The organism is Thermomonas aquatica, from assembly GCF_006337105.1.
In the GTDB taxonomy this organism is placed as follows: Bacteria; Pseudomonadota; Gammaproteobacteria; order Xanthomonadales; family Xanthomonadaceae; genus Thermomonas; species Thermomonas aquatica.
Genome location: NZ_CP040871.1, coordinates 725,209 through 746,537, shown reverse-complemented (window position 1 = coordinate 746,537; position 21,329 = coordinate 725,209). Strand labels below are relative to the sequence as shown.

Annotated in this window: 19 protein-coding genes; 10 read left to right on the top strand and 9 right to left on the bottom strand. The window is 69.3% G+C overall.

The genetic code is table 11. The annotated features are described in order from the left end of the window. The 3 genes from FHQ07_RS03450 to FHQ07_RS03440 all read left to right on the top strand — a co-directional run bounded on the left by FHQ07_RS03450 (position 1) and on the right by FHQ07_RS03440 (position 3,177). Positions 1-606 (top strand): GNAT family N-acetyltransferase, encoded by a 606-nt coding sequence (locus FHQ07_RS03450; RefSeq protein WP_139715359.1) that lies wholly within the window; start codon positions 1-3, stop codon positions 604-606. Further along, a complete protein-coding gene (locus FHQ07_RS03445) occupies positions 603-1,520 on the top strand; it encodes a carbon-nitrogen hydrolase family protein (protein ID WP_139715358.1) in 918 nt (305 codons plus the stop codon). Before FHQ07_RS03450 ends, FHQ07_RS03445 begins: the two co-directional genes overlap by 4 nt. Positions 1,521-1,590: 70 nt before the next feature. Then, on the top strand, positions 1,591-3,177 hold the full coding sequence (locus tag FHQ07_RS03440) for a M20/M25/M40 family metallo-hydrolase (protein ID WP_139715357.1): 1,587 nt from the start codon (positions 1,591-1,593) through the stop codon (positions 3,175-3,177). A gap of 61 nt (positions 3,178-3,238) precedes the next feature. Here FHQ07_RS03440 and FHQ07_RS03435 read toward each other — a convergent pair whose 3' ends face one another. Next, positions 3,239-3,790: a phosphatase PAP2 family protein gene (locus tag FHQ07_RS03435; RefSeq protein ID WP_139715356.1), complete on the bottom strand. Its 552-nt coding sequence runs from the start codon at positions 3,788-3,790 to the stop codon at positions 3,239-3,241. Then, positions 3,768-4,916, bottom strand: coding sequence for a glycosyltransferase family 4 protein (locus tag FHQ07_RS03430; RefSeq protein WP_139715355.1), 1,149 nt, complete (start codon positions 4,914-4,916; stop codon positions 3,768-3,770). The genes FHQ07_RS03435 and FHQ07_RS03430 overlap by 23 nt, the downstream gene beginning before the upstream one ends. 219 nt (positions 4,917-5,135) lie before the next feature. Here FHQ07_RS03430 and FHQ07_RS03425 point away from each other — a divergent pair, with 219 nt between their 5' ends. The 4 genes from FHQ07_RS03425 to FHQ07_RS03410 are packed head-to-tail and all read left to right on the top strand — an operon-like array spanning position 5,136 to position 10,411. After that, positions 5,136-5,546, top strand: coding sequence for a GntR family transcriptional regulator (locus FHQ07_RS03425; protein WP_139715354.1), 411 nt, complete (start codon positions 5,136-5,138; stop codon positions 5,544-5,546). A 28-nt stretch (positions 5,547-5,574) separates the two neighbouring features. Next, a complete protein-coding gene (locus tag FHQ07_RS03420; RefSeq protein ID WP_139715353.1) occupies positions 5,575-6,489 on the top strand; it encodes an ABC transporter ATP-binding protein in 915 nt (304 codons plus the stop codon). Positions 6,490-6,514: 25 nt separating this feature from the next. Beyond that, the gene (locus FHQ07_RS03415; RefSeq protein WP_139715352.1) at positions 6,515-8,335 is read left to right on the top strand and encodes a hypothetical protein; all 1,821 of its coding nucleotides are present in this window, start codon (positions 6,515-6,517) and stop codon (positions 8,333-8,335) included. A gap of 24 nt (positions 8,336-8,359) precedes the next feature. Beyond that, entirely contained in the window at positions 8,360-10,411 is a 2,052-nt protein-coding gene (locus FHQ07_RS03410; RefSeq protein WP_139715351.1) for a S9 family peptidase, read from the top strand. A 142-nt stretch (positions 10,412-10,553) separates the two neighbouring features. Here FHQ07_RS03410 and FHQ07_RS03405 read toward each other — a convergent pair whose 3' ends face one another. The 6 genes from FHQ07_RS03405 to FHQ07_RS03380 form a co-directional block, all read right to left on the bottom strand. After that, on the bottom strand, positions 10,554-10,943 hold the full coding sequence (locus FHQ07_RS03405) for a DUF1801 domain-containing protein (RefSeq protein ID WP_139715350.1): 390 nt from the start codon (positions 10,941-10,943) through the stop codon (positions 10,554-10,556). A gap of 24 nt (positions 10,944-10,967) precedes the next feature. After that, positions 10,968-12,482 carry an exopolyphosphatase gene (gene ppx, locus FHQ07_RS03400; RefSeq protein ID WP_139715349.1) on the bottom strand — a complete coding sequence of 505 codons (1,515 nt, stop codon included), beginning with the start codon at positions 12,480-12,482 and terminating at the stop codon, positions 10,968-10,970. Positions 12,483-12,579: 97 nt separating this feature from the next. Then, complete coding sequence (ppk1, locus tag FHQ07_RS03395) at positions 12,580-14,658, bottom strand: polyphosphate kinase 1 (RefSeq protein WP_139715348.1); 2,079 nt, start codon at positions 14,656-14,658, stop codon at positions 12,580-12,582. Next, on the bottom strand, positions 14,655-15,986 hold the full coding sequence (gene phoR, locus FHQ07_RS03390) for a phosphate regulon sensor histidine kinase PhoR (protein ID WP_139715347.1): 1,332 nt from the start codon (positions 15,984-15,986) through the stop codon (positions 14,655-14,657). Before phoR ends, ppk1 begins: the two co-directional genes overlap by 4 nt. 54 nt (positions 15,987-16,040) lie before the next feature. Then, entirely contained in the window at positions 16,041-16,742 is a 702-nt protein-coding gene (gene phoB / locus FHQ07_RS03385; RefSeq protein WP_139715346.1) for a phosphate regulon transcriptional regulator PhoB, read from the bottom strand. An 89-nt stretch (positions 16,743-16,831) separates the two neighbouring features. Further along, positions 16,832-18,469 carry a M48 family metalloprotease gene (locus FHQ07_RS03380; protein ID WP_139715345.1) on the bottom strand — a complete coding sequence of 546 codons (1,638 nt, stop codon included), beginning with the start codon at positions 18,467-18,469 and terminating at the stop codon, positions 16,832-16,834. A gap of 101 nt (positions 18,470-18,570) precedes the next feature. Between FHQ07_RS03380 and grxC the strand changes: the two genes are divergently transcribed. The 3 genes from grxC (at position 18,571) to FHQ07_RS03365 (ending at position 20,379) form a co-directional block, all read left to right on the top strand. Next, positions 18,571-18,867, top strand: coding sequence for a glutaredoxin 3 (gene grxC / locus FHQ07_RS03375; protein WP_139715344.1), 297 nt, complete (start codon positions 18,571-18,573; stop codon positions 18,865-18,867). After that, positions 18,864-19,265, top strand: coding sequence for a carboxymuconolactone decarboxylase family protein (locus FHQ07_RS03370; RefSeq protein ID WP_139715343.1), 402 nt, complete (start codon positions 18,864-18,866; stop codon positions 19,263-19,265). The genes grxC and FHQ07_RS03370 overlap by 4 nt, the downstream gene beginning before the upstream one ends. A 106-nt stretch (positions 19,266-19,371) precedes the next feature. Beyond that, complete coding sequence (locus FHQ07_RS03365) at positions 19,372-20,379, top strand: isocitrate dehydrogenase (protein ID WP_139715342.1); 1,008 nt, start codon at positions 19,372-19,374, stop codon at positions 20,377-20,379. A 69-nt stretch (positions 20,380-20,448) separates the two neighbouring features. Here FHQ07_RS03365 and FHQ07_RS03360 read toward each other — a convergent pair whose 3' ends face one another. Then, complete coding sequence (locus FHQ07_RS03360; RefSeq protein ID WP_168191454.1) at positions 20,449-21,219, bottom strand: Bax inhibitor-1/YccA family protein; 771 nt, start codon at positions 21,217-21,219, stop codon at positions 20,449-20,451. Positions 21,220-21,329: the final 110 nt, after the last annotated feature.

Sequence of the window (21,329 nt, the reverse complement as noted above, 5' to 3'; positions counted from 1 at the left end):
ATGGACGACACGATCACCCTCGAAACCCTGTCCGGTGCGGCCTTGCTGCCGCACCTGGACAAGGTGGCCGCGCTGCGCATCGCGGTGTTCCGCGACTGGCCTTATCTCTACGACGGCGATGTCGGCTACGAACGCGAATACCTCGCCGCCTACGCCGAATCGCCGAGCAGCGTGGTGGTCCTGGCCCGCGACGGCGAAGCCGTGGTCGGCGCCAGCACCGGCATCCCGCTGGCGGAGGACAGTGCCGAGTTCCAGGCGCCTTTCGCCGAACGCGGGATGGAGGTGGCCACGGTGTTCTATTGCGGCGAATCGGTGCTGTTGCCGCTGTACCGCGGGCGCGGCCTTGGCCATGCGTTCTTCGACGCGCGCGAGGCGCATGCGCGTGCGCTGGGCGGCTTCGCCCACACCGCGTTCGCCGCGGTGGATCGCGACGACGGCGATCCGCGCAAGCCGGCCGGGCATCGCGGCAACGAGGCGTTCTGGGCCAAGCGCGGCTACGTGCGCCAGCCCGGCATGACCATGAAGCTGCACTGGAACGAGGTCGGCATCGGCGAAGTCGAACATCCGCTGACCTTCTGGCTGCGGCCATTGGAGAGGAGCGCATGAAAGTCGCAGTGGCGAAATATCCGATCGGCGAACCTGGCGATTTCGATGCATTCGCATCGAAACAGGACGCCTTCCTGCGCGAGGCGAAACGGCGCGGCGCGCAACTGGCGGTGTTGCCCGAATACCTCTCGCTGGAACTGGCGGCGATGTTCGAACCGGCGACACGCGGCGACCTGCATGCCTCGCTGGCGGCGATCCAGCCCCTGCGCGGGGTCTGGCTCGCGTTGTTCGCGGACCTTGCGCGCGAACTCGACCTGCACATCAATGCCGGCAGTTTCCTCCTCGATGGTGGCCATGGCCGCTATCGCAACCGCAGCGACCTGTTCGCACCGGATGGCGGCCGCCTGTGGCAGGACAAGCTGCGGCTGACCGGCTTCGAGATGAAGACCGGCGTGATCGCATCCGGCGACGCGTTGAAGGTGTTCGAGGTCGATGGCGTTCGTGCCGGGATTTCGGTCTGCTACGACAGCGAGTTCCCGCTGCCGGTGCGCGCGCAATGCGAGGCCGGCGCACGCCTGCTGCTGGTGCCCAGCTGCACCGATACCGAGGCCGGCGCCACCCGCGTGCGCGTCGGCTGCCTGGCACGGGCGCTGGAGAACCGCATGTTCGTGGCGCAGGCGGTGACCGCAGGCGTGGCGCCGTGGAGCCCGGCGCTGGACGTCAATACCGGCGAGGCCGCGCTGATCGCGCCGATGGACGTGGGTCTGCCGCACGACGGCATCCTCGCCCAGACCCATGGCGACGAGGCCTGGGCGGTGGCCGAGCTGGATTTCGAGGCGCTGGATGCGAGCCGCGCGCAGGCGCAGGTGGCCAACGACCGCGACTGGACGGCGCAGTATTTCCCCACCGTGCTGCGCGCGCGGCTGGAACGTGCGGTGGATCACACGCAGGGCGGCGCGGCCGCCCGGGCATGACCGATGGGCTAGGCGGCGATGGCGGCTGCGCCCCTAGACTCGGATGTTGATGCCTGACCCGGGGAATGCGATGAAGCGAGTGTTGTTGGCGGCGGCGCTGTTGGCGGCCTGTGCGGCGAATGCGCAGGAGAAAATCGATCTCGAGATGACCGGGCGCATCCGCGCCGAGGCCTTCAACCGCTCGCAGGTGATGAAGACGCTGGGCGAGCTGACCGAGGACGTCGGTCCGCGCCTGACCGGTTCGCCGGGCATGACCAGGGCGAACGCCTGGGCGCGCGGCAAGTTCGACGGCTGGGGCCTGGCCAACGTGCGCGACGAGAGCATGGGCAGCTTCGGCCGCGGCTGGGAGTTCAGCGACGCCAGCGTCGCCATGCTGTCGCCGCGCGCGTTCCCGCTGCACGTGCTGCCGAAGGCGTGGACGCCGGGCACCAACGGCGCGGTCGATGGCGACGCGATCCTCGCCAAGCTGGAATCCAAGGCCGATCTCGACAAATTCAAGGGCAAGCTGCGCGGCAAGATCGTGCTGTCCTCCGACCCGCGCGCCTACAAGTTCGGCGACAAGCCCGACATGGAGCGCTACACCGACCAGGAACTCCATGACCTGATCGGGGTCGAGGTGCCGGCGGACCGCGAGGGCGGCGATCGCGCCGCCATGATCAAGCGCTTCAAGGACCGCAGCGAATTCGGCCCGCTGCTCAACCAGTTCCTGGTCGACGAAGGCGTGTTGGCGACGATCGGCATCAGCGGCCGCGACAACGGCATCCTGGCGGTGCAGGGCGGCGGTTCGCGCAAGGCCGGCGAATCGGTCGGCGTGCCGGCGCTGGTGATGGGCGCCGAGCAGTACAACATGCTGGCGCGCACCCTCGGCAAGGACGGCACGGTGCGCCTGCGGGTCAATGTCGCCGCGCGCTTCACCGACGCCGCCGACCAGCCCGCCTACAACACCATCGCAGAGATCCCGGGCACGGGTCCGCACCGCGACGAAGTGGTGATGCTGGGCGCGCACATGGACTCCTGGCATGCCGGCACCGGCGCGTCGGACAACGGCGCCGGCGTGGCGGTGGTGATGGAGGCGATGCGCATCCTCAAGGCGGTCGGCGCGAAGCCCGACCGCACCATCCGCGTGGCGTTGTGGACCGGCGAAGAGCAGGGCCTGCTCGGCTCGGCCGCCTACGTGGGCGAACATTTCGCCCGTTATCCGGAACCGACCGATCCCGAGCAGAAGGCGATCCCGGCCTTCCTGCGCCAGGACAAGGGCAAGCTGGTGCGCGCCGGCGGTTACGACAAGCTGGCCGCGTACTTCAACCTGGACAACGGCAGCGGCAAGATCCGCGGCATCTACGCGCAGGAGAACATGGCGGTGGCGCCGATCTTCGAGGATTGGCTGAAGCCGTGGAACGACGTCGGCGCGACCATCGTCACCCAGCAGAACACCGGCAGCACCGACCACATCAGCTTCGACCGCGTCGGCCTGCCCGGTTTCCAGTTCGTGCAGGACGGGCTGGACTACTTCAGCAACGTCCACCACACCGATCTCGACACCTACGACCACGCCTCGGCGCAGGACCTCAAGCAGGCCTCGGCGATCATGGCCTCGTTCGTGTACAACGCGGCGATGCGCCCGCAGAAGCTGCCGCGCAAGCCGTTGGCGGACTGAGCAAGCGCTCTCGTGATGCGAAGGGCCGGTATTGCCGGCCCTTCTTTTTTGCGATGTCCCTTCAGGCGAACAGCGACACGCCCGGCACCAGCCACAGCGACAACGCCGCAAGCGCACTGCCGATCCCGGTCGCGGCCAACACATCGGACGGATAGTGCAGGCCCAGCACCACCCGCGACACCGCCACGCTGGCGGTGAACGGCACCAGCAGCAAGGCCAGCGCCGGGTAGTGCGCCATCGCCACCAGGCCGAAGGCGACGGCGTGCAGGGTGTGGCCGGACGGGAAACTGAACTCGTCCAGCGGTGCCACCCAGGCGTGGATGCGCACGTCGCTGGCGAACGGGCGCGGGCGCCGCGTCCATCGCTTCAGCAATTTGTACAAGGTGAGTGCGATCACCCCGGTGGCGGCGAGGTGCAATGACGCGCGCAGCCCGGCCATGCCGTCGAACACGATCAACGCGCCCATCAAGACGTACCAGAACACGCCATCGCCCAACCGGCTGACCGCGGCGAAGTAACGCAGCGCGCCGTTGCGCGCGCACAGCCGGTTGGCGCGCAGGCACCAGCCGTTCTCGGTATCGACAAGCCGATTACGTGGCAGCGGCCGCGACATGCGGGCCTCCGTTGCGGGCGAGCGATTGCAGGATGCGGTCGAAGTCCTCGGCCACCTGTTCAGGGCGCAGGGCCGCCACCGCGTTGCGGCAGGCCATGCGCATCGCGTTGCGCAGCAGGTCGTCGCCGCCGATGCGCACCACCGCCTCGATGAAGCCGGCATCGTCGCCGTCGGCGATCGCCGCGCCGTGCACGTCGTGGCGCAGCAGTTCGCGCGCCGCGCCGTAGTCGAAGGCGACGGTCGGCACGCCGCTGGCCAGCGCTTCCAGGGTCACGTTGCCGAAGGTCTCGCTGTGGCTGGCGAACACGAACAGGTCGCCGCTGGCGAAATGCCGTGCCACCTCCTCGCCGCGCTGCACGCCGCAGAAGATGAAATCGGGGTTGTCGCGCTGCAGCTGTTCGCGCGCGGGGCCGTCGCCGACCCAGGCGAACTTCGCTTCGGGCCGGGTCTTCTGCAGTTCGCGGAAGGCGCGCACCGCCAGCGGCAGGTTCTTCTCGGCGGCGATGCGGCCGACGTAGATCGCGACGAAGCCGTCATCGCCCACGCCCCACTGCCTGCGCAGGCCGCGGTCGCGGCGGGCGGGATCGAACTGGCGGGTGTCCACCGCGCGCGCCAGCCGCACCACGTTGTCGAAGCCCTGGCCTTGCAGGAAGTGCTGCAGTTCGCGGGTGGGCACCAGGGTCGCCTGCGCGCTGTTGTGGAAGCGGCGCATCCAGCGCAGCGCCACGCCCTGCAGCCACGGTGCGCCGTAATCGCGCATGTAGTCGTCGAAGCGGGTGTGGAAGCCGGTGGCGGCGGGGATGCCGAGCTGGCGCGCGGCGCGCAGTGCCGACCAGCCCAGCGGGCCTTCGGTGGCCACGTAGATCGCGTTCGGGCGCGCCGATTGCCAGCGCTTGCGCAGGGTGCGGGTGGCGGGCAGGCCGAACTTCAGGCCGGGATAGCGCGGCAGGCCGGCACCGCGCACCAGCAGGGTATCGGCGGCGATGTCGAGGTCGCCGTCCTGGCGCGGGCGCACCAGTTCGACATCGTGGCCGCGCTCGCGCAGGCCCTGTTCCAGCCCCTGCACGGTCAGGGCGACGCCGTTGACTTCCGGCGGGTAGGTCTCGGTGACGATCGCGTAGCGCATGCCGCTCTCCGTTTGCGGGAGGCTGCAGGGCGGGCGTGACCGGGCGGTGTCGCGGGGATGACGCGGGAATGACAGGGCGGAAAGCGGGGTCGGAGTCGGCTTTCGCCGCACGAAAGCCGACTCCGACCCCGCTTTTCCCGGGTTTCGTCGCAACCCGGGTTGACGATCCGGTCCTGTTCGTACTGTACTAGTTCGAATAGTACAGATAGGACAGCGCCCATGGCCCGCCCGCAAGCCCTGATGATCCAGATCGCCACCGGCGACCCGCGGCCGATCGGCCGGCAGATCGTGGATGCGGTGCGGATGAAGATCGCCACCGGCGAACTGTCCGCGGGCGACCAACTGCCCAGCGTGCGCGGGCTGGCCCAGCAACTGACCATCAACCCGAACACGGTGGCCAAGGCCTACGCCGAACTCACCACCGAAGGCTGGCTGGAAGCGCGGCAGGGCATGGGCCTGTACGTGGCCGCGCCGCGCCAGCGCCTGTCCGACGACGAACGCGAGCGCCGCCTCGACGACGCCATTGGCCGTTTCGTCAACGACGTGATCCCGCTCGGCTTCGCGCCTGACGAGGTGCAGGCGCGGGTCGAGCACGAATTTCGCCAACTGGTTCCCCGAAAGATCGCCTGAGCGCGACTGACAAACATCGAGCCCACACATGAACGCAAACGACGACTACGTCATCGAGACCCGCGCGCTGTCCAAGCGCTACGGCCGCAAGCTGGCGCTGGACAATCTCGACCTGCGCATCCCGCGCGGGCGCATCCACGCCATCGTCGGCGCCAATGGTGCCGGCAAGTCCACCCTGTTCCGGATCCTGATGGGCTTCATGCCGCCGAGCGCCGGCGAAGCGCGCATCCTCGGCAAGGACAGCCAGCAACTCACGCCCGCCGATCGCGCGCGCATCGGCTTCGTCAACGAGGAACACACGCTGGCCAACTGGATGCGGGTGTCGCAGGTCGCGGCGATGCAGCGGCACCAGTATCCGCGCTGGAACCAGCAGGCCTACGACAGCGTGATCGGCCACTACCACGTGCTGCCGGAGCAGAAGGTCGGCCAGCTGTCGCGCGGCGAGCGCGCCGGTTTCAACCTGGCGCTGGCGCTCGCGCAGGGGCCGGAACTGCTGGTGCTGGACGAACCGACGTTGGGCCTCGACGTGGTCGCCAAGCGCGCGTTCCTGGAATCGCTGCTGTACAGCAACGCCGCCGACGACTGCACGGTGATCTATTGCTCGCACCAGATGGAGGAAATCGAGCGCGTCGCCGACAACCTGATCATCCTTGAGCGCGGCCAGCTGAAGCACATGTCGGCGCCGGAGGACTTCACCGCGCGGGTCAGCCACTGGGTCGCCGACGTGCCGTTCAAGGGGCCGGAGTTGCACACCGTGCCCGGCCTGCTGGAAGTGCAGCGCCTCGACGGCCTGCACCACTACCTGGTGCTGGACCAGGACGACGGCTTCGAACAGTTCCTGCGCGCCAGCGGCGCCCGCAACGTGCAGTCGATGCCGGTCGGCCTGGACCGTGCCGTCAACGCCTTCCTTGCCAAGAACCACGCCGCGCCGGCCGCGGCCTGACGCGCGACGACTTAAGGACACGAACATGATCGATCTCTTCAAGGGCGAGCTGCTGCGCTTCCGCCTGTGGGCCGCGGCGGCCTTCCTCGCCAACCTCGTCGTGCTGGGCTTCCTCAGCCGGATGGTGGACATGGCCCAACAACCCGTCTTCGTCTACCAGGTGTTCGGCGCGGTGTATGCGCTGGCCGGCGCGCTGCTGGGCCTGTACCAGATGGGCAGCTACCGCAAGCCGAACCAATGGCTCAGCCTGCTGCATCGCCCGTTGCATCGGCTGCGCATCGCCGGTGCGCTGAGCGGTGCCAGCGCCGTACTGTTGCTGGCCGCCACCGCCTTGCCGATCGTGCTGGTCTGCATCTACCAGGACACGATGACCGCGCGCGTGGTCGACCTGCGCCACTGGCTGTTGCCGGTCGCGGCCTGGCTGATCGCGGTCTCCGGCTACCTCGCCGGCTCCTATGCGATGGTCGGCAACCGCCGCTATTCGTTCGCGGCGTTCCTGCTGCCGAACCTGTTCATGTATGCGCAGGCCTCCGGCGTGGCGATGCTGGGCGTGCAGTTGGCGGTCATCGCGTTCCTCGCGGCGATGCTGGCGGTCGCGTTCAAGCCGGATCCGAGCGCGCCTTCGCGCAATCCGCTGGCGGTGCTCGCGGTCGCGTTGCCGGTGCAGCTCGGCGCGTATTTCCTGGCGTGGATGCTGGGCTACGGCGTCGAGTTGCTGTGGACGGTGAGCGGCACCCATCCGCTCAACATGCCGACGCCGCCGAAGGGCGGCTACATCGAGGCCGATCGCGCCGAAGGCAGGGACATGCTGCTGCTCGGCATCGAGGCCAGCCGCGATCCCCAGGCCGCGCTGTGGCGCGAGCAGATCGCGCTGTCCGACGTGTACACCACCTATCCGCTGCGCAACCTGCCGGTGCAGGGCAGCCTGACCAACCTGTCGCCGCTGGAGTTCGGCGACGGCGAGAACAACCTGCTGCTGGTGTACAGCCACGACCGCGCGCGTTTCGTCACCCGCGGCCTGCGCGACCAGCGTGCGCGCGGCGAGCTGGGCGTGGGCGAGAAACAGGCCGCGTTCCCCGCGCCGACCATGCCGTACGGCGCGACCTACCTGTACAACGCGCACGCGGCTTACCAGTACGACAGCGAACAGCAGCGGATGTTCGAGCGCGTGCGCTTGCCGGATGGCGAAGTGATGGCCAGCCCGCCTGCGCCTGCCGGCGACAACATCCTGGTGCTCAGCGATCGCGCCGCCTATTTCTATCCCGGCCGCGAGGCGATGAACGGACTCGACCTGCTGCAGCCGCTGATGCGGGTGGCGATGCCGGGCCCTGTCGGCAACCTCAGCCGGATGGACGTGGTCGAACTGCTGGATGGCTACCTGGTCTCGTACACCTACACCTGGGGCGTGTGGAGCGGCGAGTTGCAGCATCCGTTCCAGCAGGTGCTGCGCGTGGACGGCCAGGGCCATGCACACGAAGTCGCGCGCCGCGCGCTGTCGATCGACCTGCCGTCGCTCTACACCAACCGCAACACCTGGCTGTCGCCGGTGCTGCGCGCGATCTGCCTGGGCGCGCAGGACCTGTTCGCGGCCAAGGATCCGCTGCGCGCCAAGCCGGAGCCGATGCCGGCGCCAGTGCTGTGGCTGGCCGGCATCTGCTGCCTGCTGTCGCTGCTTGGTGCGGTGTGGGTCAGCGGCCGGCAATCGCATTCGCCGCGTGGCCGCTGGGCGTGGGTGCTGCTGTGCGGCGTGGTCGGCCTGCCGGCGTTGGCCAGCCTGTGGCTGCTGTATCCGCGTCGCGAAACCTTGCCGATGCCTGCGCCGAGCGCGCAGCCGGTCGCGGCCTGAGCGGGCAGGGACGAGGACGCGACGATGACGATGCTTCGAACCCTGGGCGGCACGCTGGCGCTGTGCGCGCTGCTGCTGGCACCCCGCGCCTTGCCGGCGCAGGCGAGCGAAAGCCTGCGCGCCGCGGAGGCCGCGCAGCGCGCATTGCCGCGCGCGCCGCGCCTGCCGCGCACGGCCTTCCTCGAAAACCGCACCCTGGTCGCCGCGCAGCTCTCGCCGGCCGGCGATGCGGTGGCCTACCTGCGCGAACAGAAGGACTCGCGCGCGCTGTGGCTGCTGCCGGCGAACGGCGGCAAGCCGCGCGTGCTGGTCGGCAGCACCCAGGCCGAGCAGCTGATGTGGTCGCGCGACGGGCGCTGGCTGTTCCTGCGCGCGCCGCGTTCGCTGACCATGGTCGGCATCGACGGCCGCACCGGCGTGCGGGTGCCGCTGGGCGGCAACGAACGACGCCGGGTGATGAAACTCGATCCGTCGCAACCGGCCGCGGTGCTGCTGGGCGAGCGCGTGCGCATCGGCAAGGGCGAGCGCTGGCGCGTGGTACGGATGGACGCGCAGGGCCGGCGCACGCCACTGCGCGAGGACGCGCGCTGGATCCACGACGTGGCGCTGGATGCGCAAGGCCGCATCGTCGCGCTGGCACGTTTCGAGGGCGACCACGATGCGCTGTATCGGCTGCGCGCGGATGGCGCGCTGCGCGAAGTGCTGCGGCTGCGGCCGATGGAGCGGCTCGAATTGCTGGCGGCGACGCCCGACGGCAGCCTGTTGATGGAAGGCAACCCCGCGGGTGATTTGCGGCGGGTGTTGCGCCTGGGCGCGGACGACAAGTTGCAGACGCTGCACCAGGATCCACGCGGCGAGGCCGATCTTGACGAGGTCACGCTCGATCCGCGCACCCAGCAGCCGCTGGCGGCGAGTTACCGCAGCACGGTCGCCGCGACCTACGGCATCGGCGCGGCGCAGGCCACGGTCGCGGACATCGTGCGCAAGTTGCCGGGTCGCGACATCGGCCTGCAGGCCGGCAGCGGTGCGTCCGCGCGCTGGCTGGTGAGCGAACGCGCGGCCACGTTGCGCGACCCGCGCTGGTACCTGTACGACCCGCGCGACGGCCGCCTGCGAAGGATCCTCGACGATCCCGGCATCACCGCACACTCGCCGAAGGAAACCGCGCTGGCGCGCAAGCTCGCCATCGCCTACACCGCCTCCGACGGCAGGCGCGTGCATGGCTTCGTGCTGCTGCCGCCGGGCGTGGACGCCGCGCGCGCGCCGCTGGTCGCACAGGTGCATGGCGGCCCGATCAACCATTTCCGCGCCGGTTACGACGGCACCGCGCAGTTCCTCGCCAATCGCGGCTACGTGGTGTTCCAGTCGAATTTCCGCGGCTCGACCGGACACGGGCGCGACTACACCTTCGCGTCGCACGGCGACTACGGCAACGGCCGCGTGCAACGGGACATCGTCGAAGGCGTGCGTTGGCTATTGGCGCAAGGGATCGGCGACGCGAACCGGGTCGGCATCGTCGGCCATTCGTTCGGCGGTTATTCGACCTTGCTGGGGCTCACGTTTCAGCCCGAGTTGTTCAAGGTCGGTGTCGCGGGTTCGCCGCCGGCGGACCTGGGCTGGTCGATGCGCTGGCTGGTCGAGGCCGGCGAGCAGGGCGATTTGCCGGATCGTTCGTTGCGCCACACCTTGCGCGCGCTGTCGCTGGACAGTACCGATCCCGCGACCTATGCGCGCCTGCATGCGCAATCGCCGCTGGCGAATGCGGCGAAGATGCAGCGGCCCTTGCTGATCATGGCCGGCGGCGCCGACCGCACGGTGGCGATCCGCGAGGTCGTGAACTACGCGGCGACGTTGAAGGCGATGGGCCGCCAGCCGAGCCTGCTGGTGGAACCGAACGGCGGCCATTCGCCGGTCGACCCGGTGCCGCGCGAGGCCTATCTGTTCGCGATGGAGACGATGCTGCAGGCACATCTGGGCGGGCCGGTACCGGAAGTGCCGGGGCAGCGCCTGTGTGCCTACCTGCGCGAGAACCTGCGCCTGGCGGGACCGGAGTTCAAGGCGTTCGCGAAGAAGTAGGGTGCTAAGAAAAGCGGGGAAAAGCGGGAAAAGCGGGGTCAGAGTCGACTTTCGTGATGGAATCTTGAAGCGTTCGAGTAGTTAGTTGCGAAAGTCGACTCTGACCCCGCTTTTCCACCCCGCTTTTCCTTTCCCGCGCGACTTACTTCAACCGTTCCAGCCGCCCCTTGCGCTTGACGATGTTCTTGTAGTCCCACTGGATGTCGCGGGCCTTGCCCAGCCAACGCCGCAGGGCTTCGACATCCACCTGCGCGGCATCCGTATAGCGCGCCTCGGCGGCCTTGAAGCTGCCTTCGTTCGCAAGGCCGGCTTCCTCGAACGATTGCCCGCTCCAGAACAGCAGGCGGATGCAGGACTTCAGCTTGCTGTAGCCGGCGACCGGGTTGCCGTCGAGGAACCACACCGGGTGCCGGTGCCAGATCCTGTTCTCGGCTTCCGGCAGCGCCTGCGCGATCTCGCGGGCGAGCAGGTCGCAGATCGCCTTGTCGGCGGCGGATTGGGTGTCGTTGTAGGCCTGCGTGTCCGGGTGCATGGCGTGCCCTGGTTCGATGGCGGGCTATTCGGCCGCGAGCCGCAACTGTACGCCCAAGCCCAGCATGTCCTCGGGCTCGCCCTCGAGGTCGGCGCGCAGCAGCGGCCGTGCCTGCAGCCAGCGTTTGTCGAACGCCAGCGTCAGCCGCTCGCCATCGGCGCGCAGTTGCAGCGCGGGCATGCGTTCGTTGTCGTGCGAGCGATGCAGCAACACCGCGAGCCGCAACAGGGCGGCGCAGTGGCGCGTGTTGGCCAGCAGGCGGTCGGGGATCATCTCGAACGCCGACTTGGGGATGCCGCGTCGATGCGTGCGCACCAATGCGGCGAGGAAGCGCTGGCCCTGCTGCGAGAAGCCGGCGATGTCGGAGTGCTCGAGGATGTAGGCGCCGTGCACGTGGTAGCCGCTGTGGGCGATGGCCAGGCCGATCTCGTGCAGGCGCGCCGCGCGCACCAGCATGCGGCGGTCGCCGGCATCCAGGTTCCAGGCCCGCGCGACCTGGTCGAACAGCTGCACGGCGGTGGCTTCGACGCGCTTGGCCTGCGCGGCGTCGATGCCGTAGCGCTGCATCAGCGCCGCCACCGAGACGTCGCGCGGATCGTCGGCGCCGCCGCGGCCGAGCATGTCGTACAGCACGCCCTCGCGCAGCGCGGCCTTGCTCACCTGCATGCGCTGCAGGCCCAGCGCGGCGAACACCGCCTCCAGCACCAGCACCCCGCCGGCGATGATCGGGCGGCGGTCGGCGGACAGGCCGGGCAGGTCGATGTCGTCGATGCGCTCGGCCTGCAGCAGGCGTTCGCGCACCAGCGGCAATGCCTCGGCGGTGACCGCGCCCTTGGTCAGCTTCATCGCCGCGCAGATCTCGCCGATCGCCTTGTTGGTGCCGGACGAGCCGATCGCCTCGTCCCAGCCCAATGCGCGGTAGGCCGATGCGAACTGCTGGAACTCGGCGGTGACTTCGGTCAGCGCGTCCTTCCAGCGCTTGCGCGACAGCTTGCCGTTGGCGAAGAAACGGCGGGTGCTGGCCACGCAGCCGGCCTGCAGGCTTTCGCGCTCGATCGCGTCCAGCCCGCTGCCGATGATGCATTCGGTGGAGCCGCCGCCGATGTCGATCACCAGCCGCAGCTGGCCGTCTTGCGGCGGTTGCGCATGGGCCACGCCGAGGTAGACCAGGCGCGCCTCCTCGCGGCCCGAGACCACGTCGATGGCGTGGCCGAGCGCGGCTTCGGCGGGCACCAGGAACGCTTCCGGCGCGCGCAGCTGGCGCACGGTATTGGTCGCGACCGCGCGGATCCGATGCGGCGGGATGTCGGCCACGCGCTGGCCGAAGCGCGACAGGCAGTCCAGCGCGCGGTCGCGCACGTCCGGGGCCAGCCCGCCGAAGCCGTCCAGGCCCTCGGCCATGCGCACGGTCTCGCGCAGGCGGTCGACCACCCGCAACTGGCCCAGCACCATCTGCGCCACCACCATGTGGAAGCTGTTGGAGCCGAGGTCGAGCGCGGCCAGCATGTCGCCGTCGCGCAGCGGCGCGGGCGCGATCATCCGTTGCGTGCTGCCGCGGCGCGGGGCCGATCTCATGCGTCTGCGTGGCCGTGGCGGGGATTCATGCGCGCATTATCGCCGCTGGCCGCGCCTGCGATCACGCATACAGCCCGTCGAGCAGCGACAACTGCGCGGAGAACGGCGCCTCGCCATCCTCAGGCACGATCTTGTGGTAGCTGCCGTCGGCGTCCAGCGCCCAGGCGTTCTGGTTGTCGGCCAGGTAATTGAGCAGGCCTTCGCGGTGCACGCGCTGCGCGCAGGCGGGGTCGAGGATCGGGAAGGCGGTCTCGACCCGGCGCAGCAGGTTGCGTTCCAGCCAATCGGCGGAGGAGCAGTACAGCTCGGGCGCGCCGTCGTTGCCGAACCACCACACGCGGTGGTGCTCGAGGAAGCGGCCGACCACCGAACGCACGCGGATGCGGTCGGACACGCCTTCGATGCCGGGCAGCAGGGTGCAGGCGCCGCGCACGACCAGGTCGATCTCGACGCCGGCCCGCGAGGCTTCGTACAGCGCGCGGATCACCTGCGGCTCGTTGAGGGCGTTCATCTTCGCCACGATCCGCGCCGGCTTGCCTGCGCGCGCATGCACGGCCTCGCGCCCGATCCGTTCCAGCACGCCGCTGTGCAGGGTGAACGGCGATTGCAGCAGGTGCTTGAGCTTCAGCGGCGCGGCCAGCCCGGACAGCTGCTGGAAGATCAGGTGCACGTCGTTGCCGATGTCCGGGTTGGCGGTCATCAGGCTGAAGTCGGTGTAGGCGCGGGCGGTGCCGCTGTGGTAGTTGCCGGTGCCGAGGTGCACGTAGCGGCGCAGTTCGCGGCCCTCGCGGCGCACGATCAGCAGCATCTTGGCGTGGGTCTTGTAGCCGACCACGCCGTAGACCACCTGCACGCCGGCGTCCTGCAGGCGGTCGGCGAGGCCGAGGTTGGCTTCCTCGTCGAAGCGCGCGCGCAGTTCGACCACCACGGTCACGTCCTTGCCGTTGCGCGCGGCCTGGATCAGGTGCTCGACGATCGGCGAGTCCTTGCCGGTGCGGTACAGGGTCTGCTTGATCGCCAGCACGTTGGGGTCTTCCGACGCCTGCTTGATCAGTTCCAGCACCGGCGCGAACGCATCGAACGGATGGTGCAGCAGCACGTCGCCCTGGCGGATGGTGTCGAACATCGCGTCGAGGTCGCGCAGCAGGCGCGGCTGGAACGGGCGGAACTTGAGGTCGGGGCGGTGCACCAGGTCGTACACCTGCACCACCCGGTTGAGGTTGACCGGGCCGTTGATCTTGTACACCGCGTTCGCCGGCAGCTCGAAGTTGTCGAGCAGGGTGCGCACGATGTCGGGCGGGCACTGCTCGGCGATCTCCAGCCGCACCGCGCGCAGGTAGCCGCGGCCCAGCAGTTCGTCGCGCAGGGCCAGCGCCAGGTTGTCGACGTCTTCCTCGTCGACGATCAGCTCGGAGTTGCGGGTCACCCGGAACTGGTAGGCGCCGTTGACCTGCATGCCCGGGAACAGCTCGTGCACGAACGCGGACAGCACCGAGCTGAGGAACACGAAGTCGTGGAACGCATCGCCGTCGCCGTCGGCATCAGGCAGGCGGATGATCCGCGGCAGCGAGCGCGGCGCGCGCACGATCGCCATGTGGCCCTCGCGGCCGAACGCGTCCTTGCCTTCCAGCAGCACCACCACGTTCAGCGACTTGTTGAGGATCTTCGGGAACGGATGCGCGGGGTCGAGCCCCAGCGGCGACAGCACCGGCATGATCTCGTTGCGGAAATAATCGCGCAACCAGGCGGTCTGTTCCGGCGTCCACTGCTCGCGCTGCAGCAGGCGGATGCCTTCCTCCGCCAGCGCAGGGCGCAGTTCCTCGTAGAAGCAGCGGTATTGCGCCTGCACCAGTTCGGCGGCGCGGTCGTGGATGCGGTTGAGCAGGGTCGACGGCGACAGGCCGTCGGCCGAGGGCGGGCCGCCGAACTCGATCGCATGGCGCACCGAGCCGCCGCGGATCTCGAAGAATTCGTCGAGGTTGGTGCAGCTGATGCACAGGTAGCGCAGCCGCTCCAGCAACGGCACCGAGGCATCCTGCGCCTGCGCCAGCACGCGGAAATTGAAGTCCAGCTGCGACAGCTCGCGGTTGGCGTAGAGCGAGGGATCGCGCAGGGAGATCGGGGCTTGCTCGGCGTTCATGGCGATGTGGCTGCGATGGGGTGGGACTCGCGCGCATGCACGCGGTCGGGGTTGAAGCGGCAGGCGAAGGTGCTGCCCTTGCCGACTTCGCTGGCGATCTCCAGCCGCGCGCCGTGCAGGCCCAGCACGTGCTTGACGATGGCCAGCCCGAGCCCGGTGCCGCCGGATTCGCGCGAGCGGCTGGTGGAGACGCGGTAGAAGCGCTCGGTGATGCGCGGCAAGTGGGCGGCGGGGATGCCGTAGCCGGAATCGCGCACGCTCAGGGTGGCGCCGCCGCCGGCGTCGACGGCGAAGCGCACCGCGATCTCGCCGCCGGCCGGGGTGTAGCGCACCGCGTTGGCGACCAGGTTGGAGAACGCGCTGTGCAATTCCTTGTTGGAGCCCCACAGGTCGACGCCGGCCTCGTCGCCCACGGTGATGCGGTGCTTGCCCTGGCTGAGCGCCTCCGCCTCGCGGCGCAGGGTGGACAGCATCGGCGCCATCGCCACGTGTTCTTCCGGCAGGGTCTCGCGCGCTTCCAGCCGCGACAGGGTCAGCAGGTCCTCGACCAGCTGGGTCATGCGCTGCGACTGCCGCTGCATCTCGGCCAGCATCGGCGCCCAGTCGGGGTTGTCGGCCGGATCGAGCATCTCCAGGTAGCCGTGGACCACGGTCAGCGGCGTGCGCAGTTCGTGCGAGACGTTGGCGACGAAGTCGCGGCGCATGTGCTCCAGGCGCATGGTGCGGGTCACGTCGCGCGCGACCAGCAGCCACAGTTCGTCGGAATACGGGATCAGCCGCAGGTTGAGGCGCAGGTCGGGGTTGACCGGCGAGGCGACGTCGGTCATCGGTTCGGCGTTGCGCCCGGCGGCCAGCCACGAGGCCATCGGCAGCGGCTGCAGGGTGGTGACGATGGAAGCGTCCTGGTGCTGCGGAAAGTGCAGGCCCAGCAACGGGGTCGCGGCTTCGTTGAACCACAGCACGCGCTGGTTGTTGCGTTCGACCACCACCACCGCGTCCGGCAATGCGGCGGCGGCGGCGCGATAGGCGCGCAGCATCGACAGCAGGCGGCGCTTGCGCGCGCGCATTTCCGACTGGCTGCGGAACAGCAGGCGGTCGAGTTCGTTCCACACGCCGACGCCCTGCGGCGGCTGCAGGCGCTGGCGCGCGGTCAGGCGCAGCAGGACGTGGCGCAGTTTCCAGTAATGCCAGGCGACCACGCCCAGCGCGGCCACCGTCAACGCCGGCCACGGCTGGCCGATCAGCAGGCCGATGCCGAGCCCGGCCACCAGCACCAGCGCGAGCTGGCCGAGCGTGCGGAACCAGGCGTTGCGGGCGTCAGGCGACATGCGGCAAGTCTAGGCCCTGCATGCGACCGCCGGATCGCGCGCGGGTGCCGCGCATCATGCCGCTGCCGAGAAGCGATAGCCGGCGCCGCGCACGGTCTGCACCATCGGGTCCAGCCGGTGCGGTTCCAGGGTCTTGCGCAGGCGGCGGATGTGCACGTCGACCGTGCGTTCCTCCACGTACACGCTGCCGCCCCAGACGTGGTCGAGCAGCTGCGAGCGGGTGTAGACGCGCTCCGGATGGGTCATGAAGAAATGCAGCAGGCGGTACTCGGTGGGGCCGATCTGCACCGGCGTGGCGGCGCCATCGACCTCGGCGAACACCCGGTGCGCGGCGCCGTCGATGCGCAGCCCGCCGACCTGCACGCTGCCGTCCTCGTCGTCCTCGCGCGAACGGCGCATCACCGCGCGCATCCGCGCCAGCAGCTCGCGCGCGGAGAACGGCTTGACCACGTAGTCGTCGACGCCGGCCTCGAGCCCGCCGACGCGGTCGTTCTCCTCGCCGCGGGCGGTGAGCATGATGATCGGGACGTCGCGGGTCAGCGCCTCGCGGCGCCAGCGCCGCGCCAGTTCCAGCCCGCTGGTGCCGGGCAGCATCCAGTCCAGCAGGATCAGGTCGGGCACGCGCTCGGCGATCTGCGCCTGCGCCTCGCGCGCGTCGCCGGCCGGCACCGGGTCGAAATCGCCCTTGCGCAGGGCGTAGGCGACCATGTCGCGGATCGCGGGTTCGTCGTCGACGATGAGGATGCGCTTCTGCATGGCATGGGGGCTTGTGCGCCGCACGAGCGGCTATCCTGCCATTACACGACGGTTTTATGACGCCTTCGTGACGCTGTCACCCGGCGGGTTCACCATCCGTCCGCACGCTCGCCGGCGCGCACGCCCAAGCGCCAGCGTCCGGTCGCATCCTCGTCGCGCACGCCCTGCCGGCGCAGTTCCAGCACGGTCGGGGTGATCGCGGCGATCCGCGCCTCGATCCGGCTGCGCGCGTAGTAATCCAGGTTCCCGCGCTTCTTCAGGTTGTTGAGCTGGACCAGCGCCTGTTCCGGGCGGCCGCCGAGGTAGGCGGCTTCGGCCCAGGCTTCGCCGGCGCGGACATCGTCGCCGGCGATTTCGTTGGCGCGGGCATAGGTCTGCTGGAACAGGGCGTCGTTGGCGGTGGTCGCCAGCAACGGCCGCAGCACCGCCACCGCGCGCGCGCCGCTGGCCTTGCTGTTGCGCTCGGCCAGCACCTGCGCATAGCTGAGCGCCAACGCGCGATGGGTCGGCATCCGCGCCAGCAGGGTTTCGAAGCGCTTGTCGGCTTCGGCGATGCGGCCGGCCTTGGCCTCGGCCTCGCCGAGGCTGATCTGCAGCCACAGGCTGTCCGGGTGCGCGGCCTGCACCGGGGCGAGTTCCTGCAGCGCGGCGGCCTCGTCGCCGGCGCGCAGGTGGGCATAGGCCAGGCCGTAGCGCTGGGCATCGTCCAGCGGTTTCTTCGCCGCCATCTGCTGGTATTCGCGCACCGCCTGCGCCGGGGTGTTGGCGCTGAGCACGCGCAGGCGCTCGCGCGCCCAGCCGTAATCGCCGGTCGCGCCGCGGCCGCGCGGGCCCTGGGTCTGGATCCGCAACCCGGCCGGCAGCAGCGGATTGCTGGCGATGCTGCTGCCGGCGGTCGGCGCGGCGTTTTTCTCCAGCTTGGCGGCGCGTTCGCGCGCCTCGCTGATGCGGGTCAGGGTGATCGGGTGGGTCTGCAGGTAACCGGGCGTGCGGCTGCGCTCGTCGCCCTGGTTGATCCGCACCACCGACTGCAGGGTCTCGAAGAAATCCGCCATCGCTTCCGGGTCGAAGCCGGCATTGGCCAGGGTGCGGATGCCGATCCGGTCGGCCTCGGCTTCGTTGTCGCGGGTGTAGTCGATCTGCCGCTGCTGCAGCAGGCCGAGGCCACCGAGCACCGCGGCCTGGGTGGCGTCGCCGCCGGAGGTGCCGCCGGCCTGCTGGGCGGCGACGATCGCGCCCAGCGTGGCCAGCAGGATCGGCAGGCTGTCGCGCTGCGCCCGCTCCGCGCCGCGCAGCACGTGCTGCTGGGTGACGTGGGAGATTTCATGGGCCAGCACGCCGGCCACTTCGTCCTCGCGGTCCGCGGCCAGCACCAGCCCGGCATTCATGCCGACATAGCCGCCCAGGGTGGCGAAGGCGTTGATCTGGCGGTCGCGCAGCATGAAGAAGGTGAAGCTCTGCTGCGGCTTGTCGCTGGCCGCGGCCAGGCGCAGGCCGACGTCGCGCAGCCAGCCGTCCAGCAGGGGGTCGTCGAGGATGTAGCCCTCGTGGCGCAGCTGGGCCAGGGTCATCGCGCCGTATTCGGCCTGCTTGGCCGGCGACAGCACGCTGCCGGCGGAGGAGCCGATGTCGGGCAACCGCGATTCCTGCGCCGGAGCCGCCGCCGCGCAGCACAGGGCGAAGGCGAGGGCGGCGGGTCGCAGGCGACGGAAGCGGGATGGGATCATGCGGGCAGGATGCTGTGTTGTCGCGGGATTGGTGTGAATGGCGGTTGAGCGGGTGGAAAATCGCCATCGCCGACCGCATATTCGACCCGCACCATCCTCGCATGTTCCCGGAGACCACCTTGAGCGACGCCAGCACCCCCGAAATCACCCTCTACAGCACCGCGATCTGCCCGTATTGCGTGATGGCCAAGAACTTCCTGAAGAGCAAGGGCCTGGGTTGGACCGAGGTGCGCATCGACACCGACCCCGCCGCGCGCGAGGCGATGGTGGCGAAGACCCGCCGCACCAGCGTGCCGCAGATCTTCATCGGGCAGACCCATGTCGGCGGCTACGACGACCTGATGGCGCTGCACCGCGCCGGCAAGCTGGAGCCGTTGCTGGCGGGGGAAGGCGTATGAGCGGCGAGCATCCCGACACGAGCGGCGACCGCGTTGCCGAGTTCACCGCGTTCCGCCAGCGCATGAACGAACGCATCCTGGCCGAGCCGAACCAGGTGATCCGTCGCTTCTTCGCGCTGGACACCCAGACCTACGCGGCCGGTGCGCTGGACGTGAAGACCAAGGAACTGTGCGGGCTCACGGCCTCGATGGTGCTGCGCTGCGACGACTGCATCAGCTACCACGTGGCGCAGTGCAAGGAGGCCGGCGTCAACCGTGAGGAGATGTTCGAGGCGTTCTCGGTCGGCCTCGTCGTCGGTGGTTCGATCGTCATCCCGCACCTGCGGCGCGCGGTGGATTTCCTCGACAAGCTGGAGCAGGGCGAAGCCGCAACGCCCGCTGTACACGACCATGGTTGAATGCCCGCCGGCATACGCCGGCGCACGGCATCTGTCATAATCGCAGGCTGCCTATCACCCTGAAACCGCGTGTCTGCGCGGTTTCCGCCTGTCTGGAAACACAAGAATGACGACGACAATCACAGTCATCCGCGGCGACGGCATCGGCCCGGAAATCATGGACGCCACCCTGCACGTGCTCGATGCCATGCAGCTGGGCCTTTCCTACGAGTTCGCCGACGCCGGCATGGTCGCACTGGAGAAGCACGGCGAGCTGCTGCCGCAGGCGACCATGGATTCGATCCGCAAGAACCGCATCGCGCTGAAGTCGCCGCTGACCACGCCGGTCGGCGAGGGCTTCTCCTCGATCAACGTCGAGCTGCGCAAGCGCTTCGACCTGTACGCCAACGTGCGCCCGGCGAAGTCGTTCCCGAACACCAAGTCGCGCTTCCCCAGCGGCGTCGACCTGATCACCGTGCGCGAGAACACCGAAGGCGCGTACTCCGGCGAAGGCCAGCAGGTCAGCGCTGACGGCGAGACCGCGACCCTGGTGCAGAAGATCACCCACCGCGGCTCCGAGCGCATCGTCCGCTACGCCTTCGACCTGGCCCGCAAGACCGGCCGCAAGAAGGTCACCGTGGTGCACAAGGCCAACATCCTGAAGTCGACCTCGGGCCTGTTCCTGAAGACCGCGCGCGAAGTGGCCGCGCAGTACCCGGACATCCAGTGCAACGAGATGATCGTCGACAACACCTGCATGCAGCTGGTGATGAAGCCGGAACAGTTCGACATCATCGTCACCACCAACCTGTTCGGCGACATCATCTCCGACCTCTGCGCCGGCCTGGTCGGCGGCCTGGGCCTGGCCCCGGGCGCCAACATCGGCACCGAGGCGGCGATCTTCGAGGCGGTGCACGGCTCCGCGCCGGACATCGCCGGCAAGGGCATCGCCAATCCGTGCGCGCTGCTGCTGGGCGCGGCGCAGATGCTCGACCATCTGGCGCAGCCGCAGCAGGCCGAGCGCCTGCGCGCGGCGATCGTCGGCACCCTCGAGGCCAAGGATGCGCTGACCCCGGACCTGGGCGGCGAGGGCAACACCATGTCGTTCGCGCAGGCGATCGCTTCGCGCCTGTAAGGCCGGCTTCGCGGCACCAAGAAAAAGGGCGCCATCGGCGCCCTTTTTCGTTGCATCGGATAGGAATTATTAGTTGCGCGATTGCAACTTGCTCAGCAGGCGCAGGATCTCGAGGTACAGCCACACCAGGGTGACCAGCAAGCCGAACGCGGCGTACCACTCCATGTACTTCGGCGCGCCCTGCTCGACGCCGTGCTCGATGAAGTCGAAATCCAGCACCAGGTTCAGCGCGGCGATCACCACCACGAAGCCGGAGAAGGCGATGCCGAGCAGGCTGCTGTCGTGGATGAAGCCCATGCCCTTGAAGCCGAACAGTTGCAGGCCGATCTGCACCAGGTACAGCAGGGCGATGCCGCCGGTGGCGGCGACCACGCCGAGCTTGAAGTTCTCGGTGGCCTTGATCAGGCCGCTGCGGTAGGCCAGCAGCAACGCCGCCAGGGTGCCGAAGGTCAGGCCCACGGCCTGGATCACGATGCCCGGGAAGCGCAGTTCGAACATCGCCGACACCGCGCCCAGGAACAGGCCTTCCAGCACGGCGTACAACGGCGCGGTGAACGGCGACCACTGTTTCTTGAATACCGTGACCAGGGCGACGATGAAGCCGCCGATCGCGCCGCCCCAGACATAGGGCATCACCGCGCCCGGGTTGCCGGCGGCCAGCGCGGCGGAGAACTGCGACCAGGTGAACAGCGCGCCAGCCAGGGTCAGCACCAGCAGCATCGCAGTCTTGTTGACGGTGCCGTTCAGGGTCATCGCCCCGGCATCGCCCTGCACTAGGGTGCCGGAGCCGAGGTCGAGGAAGGTGCTTTCCTTCAGTGCGGGATTGCCGCTGCGCATCATGGCGAGAGTCCTGTGGAATGCGGCGGTTGCCGCTTGCGGGGGAGCATACCGTGAGATGGCGACGCCCGCGCCGGCTTCAAGGCCGGTCTCCGGCATGCCGCCGGCGCTTC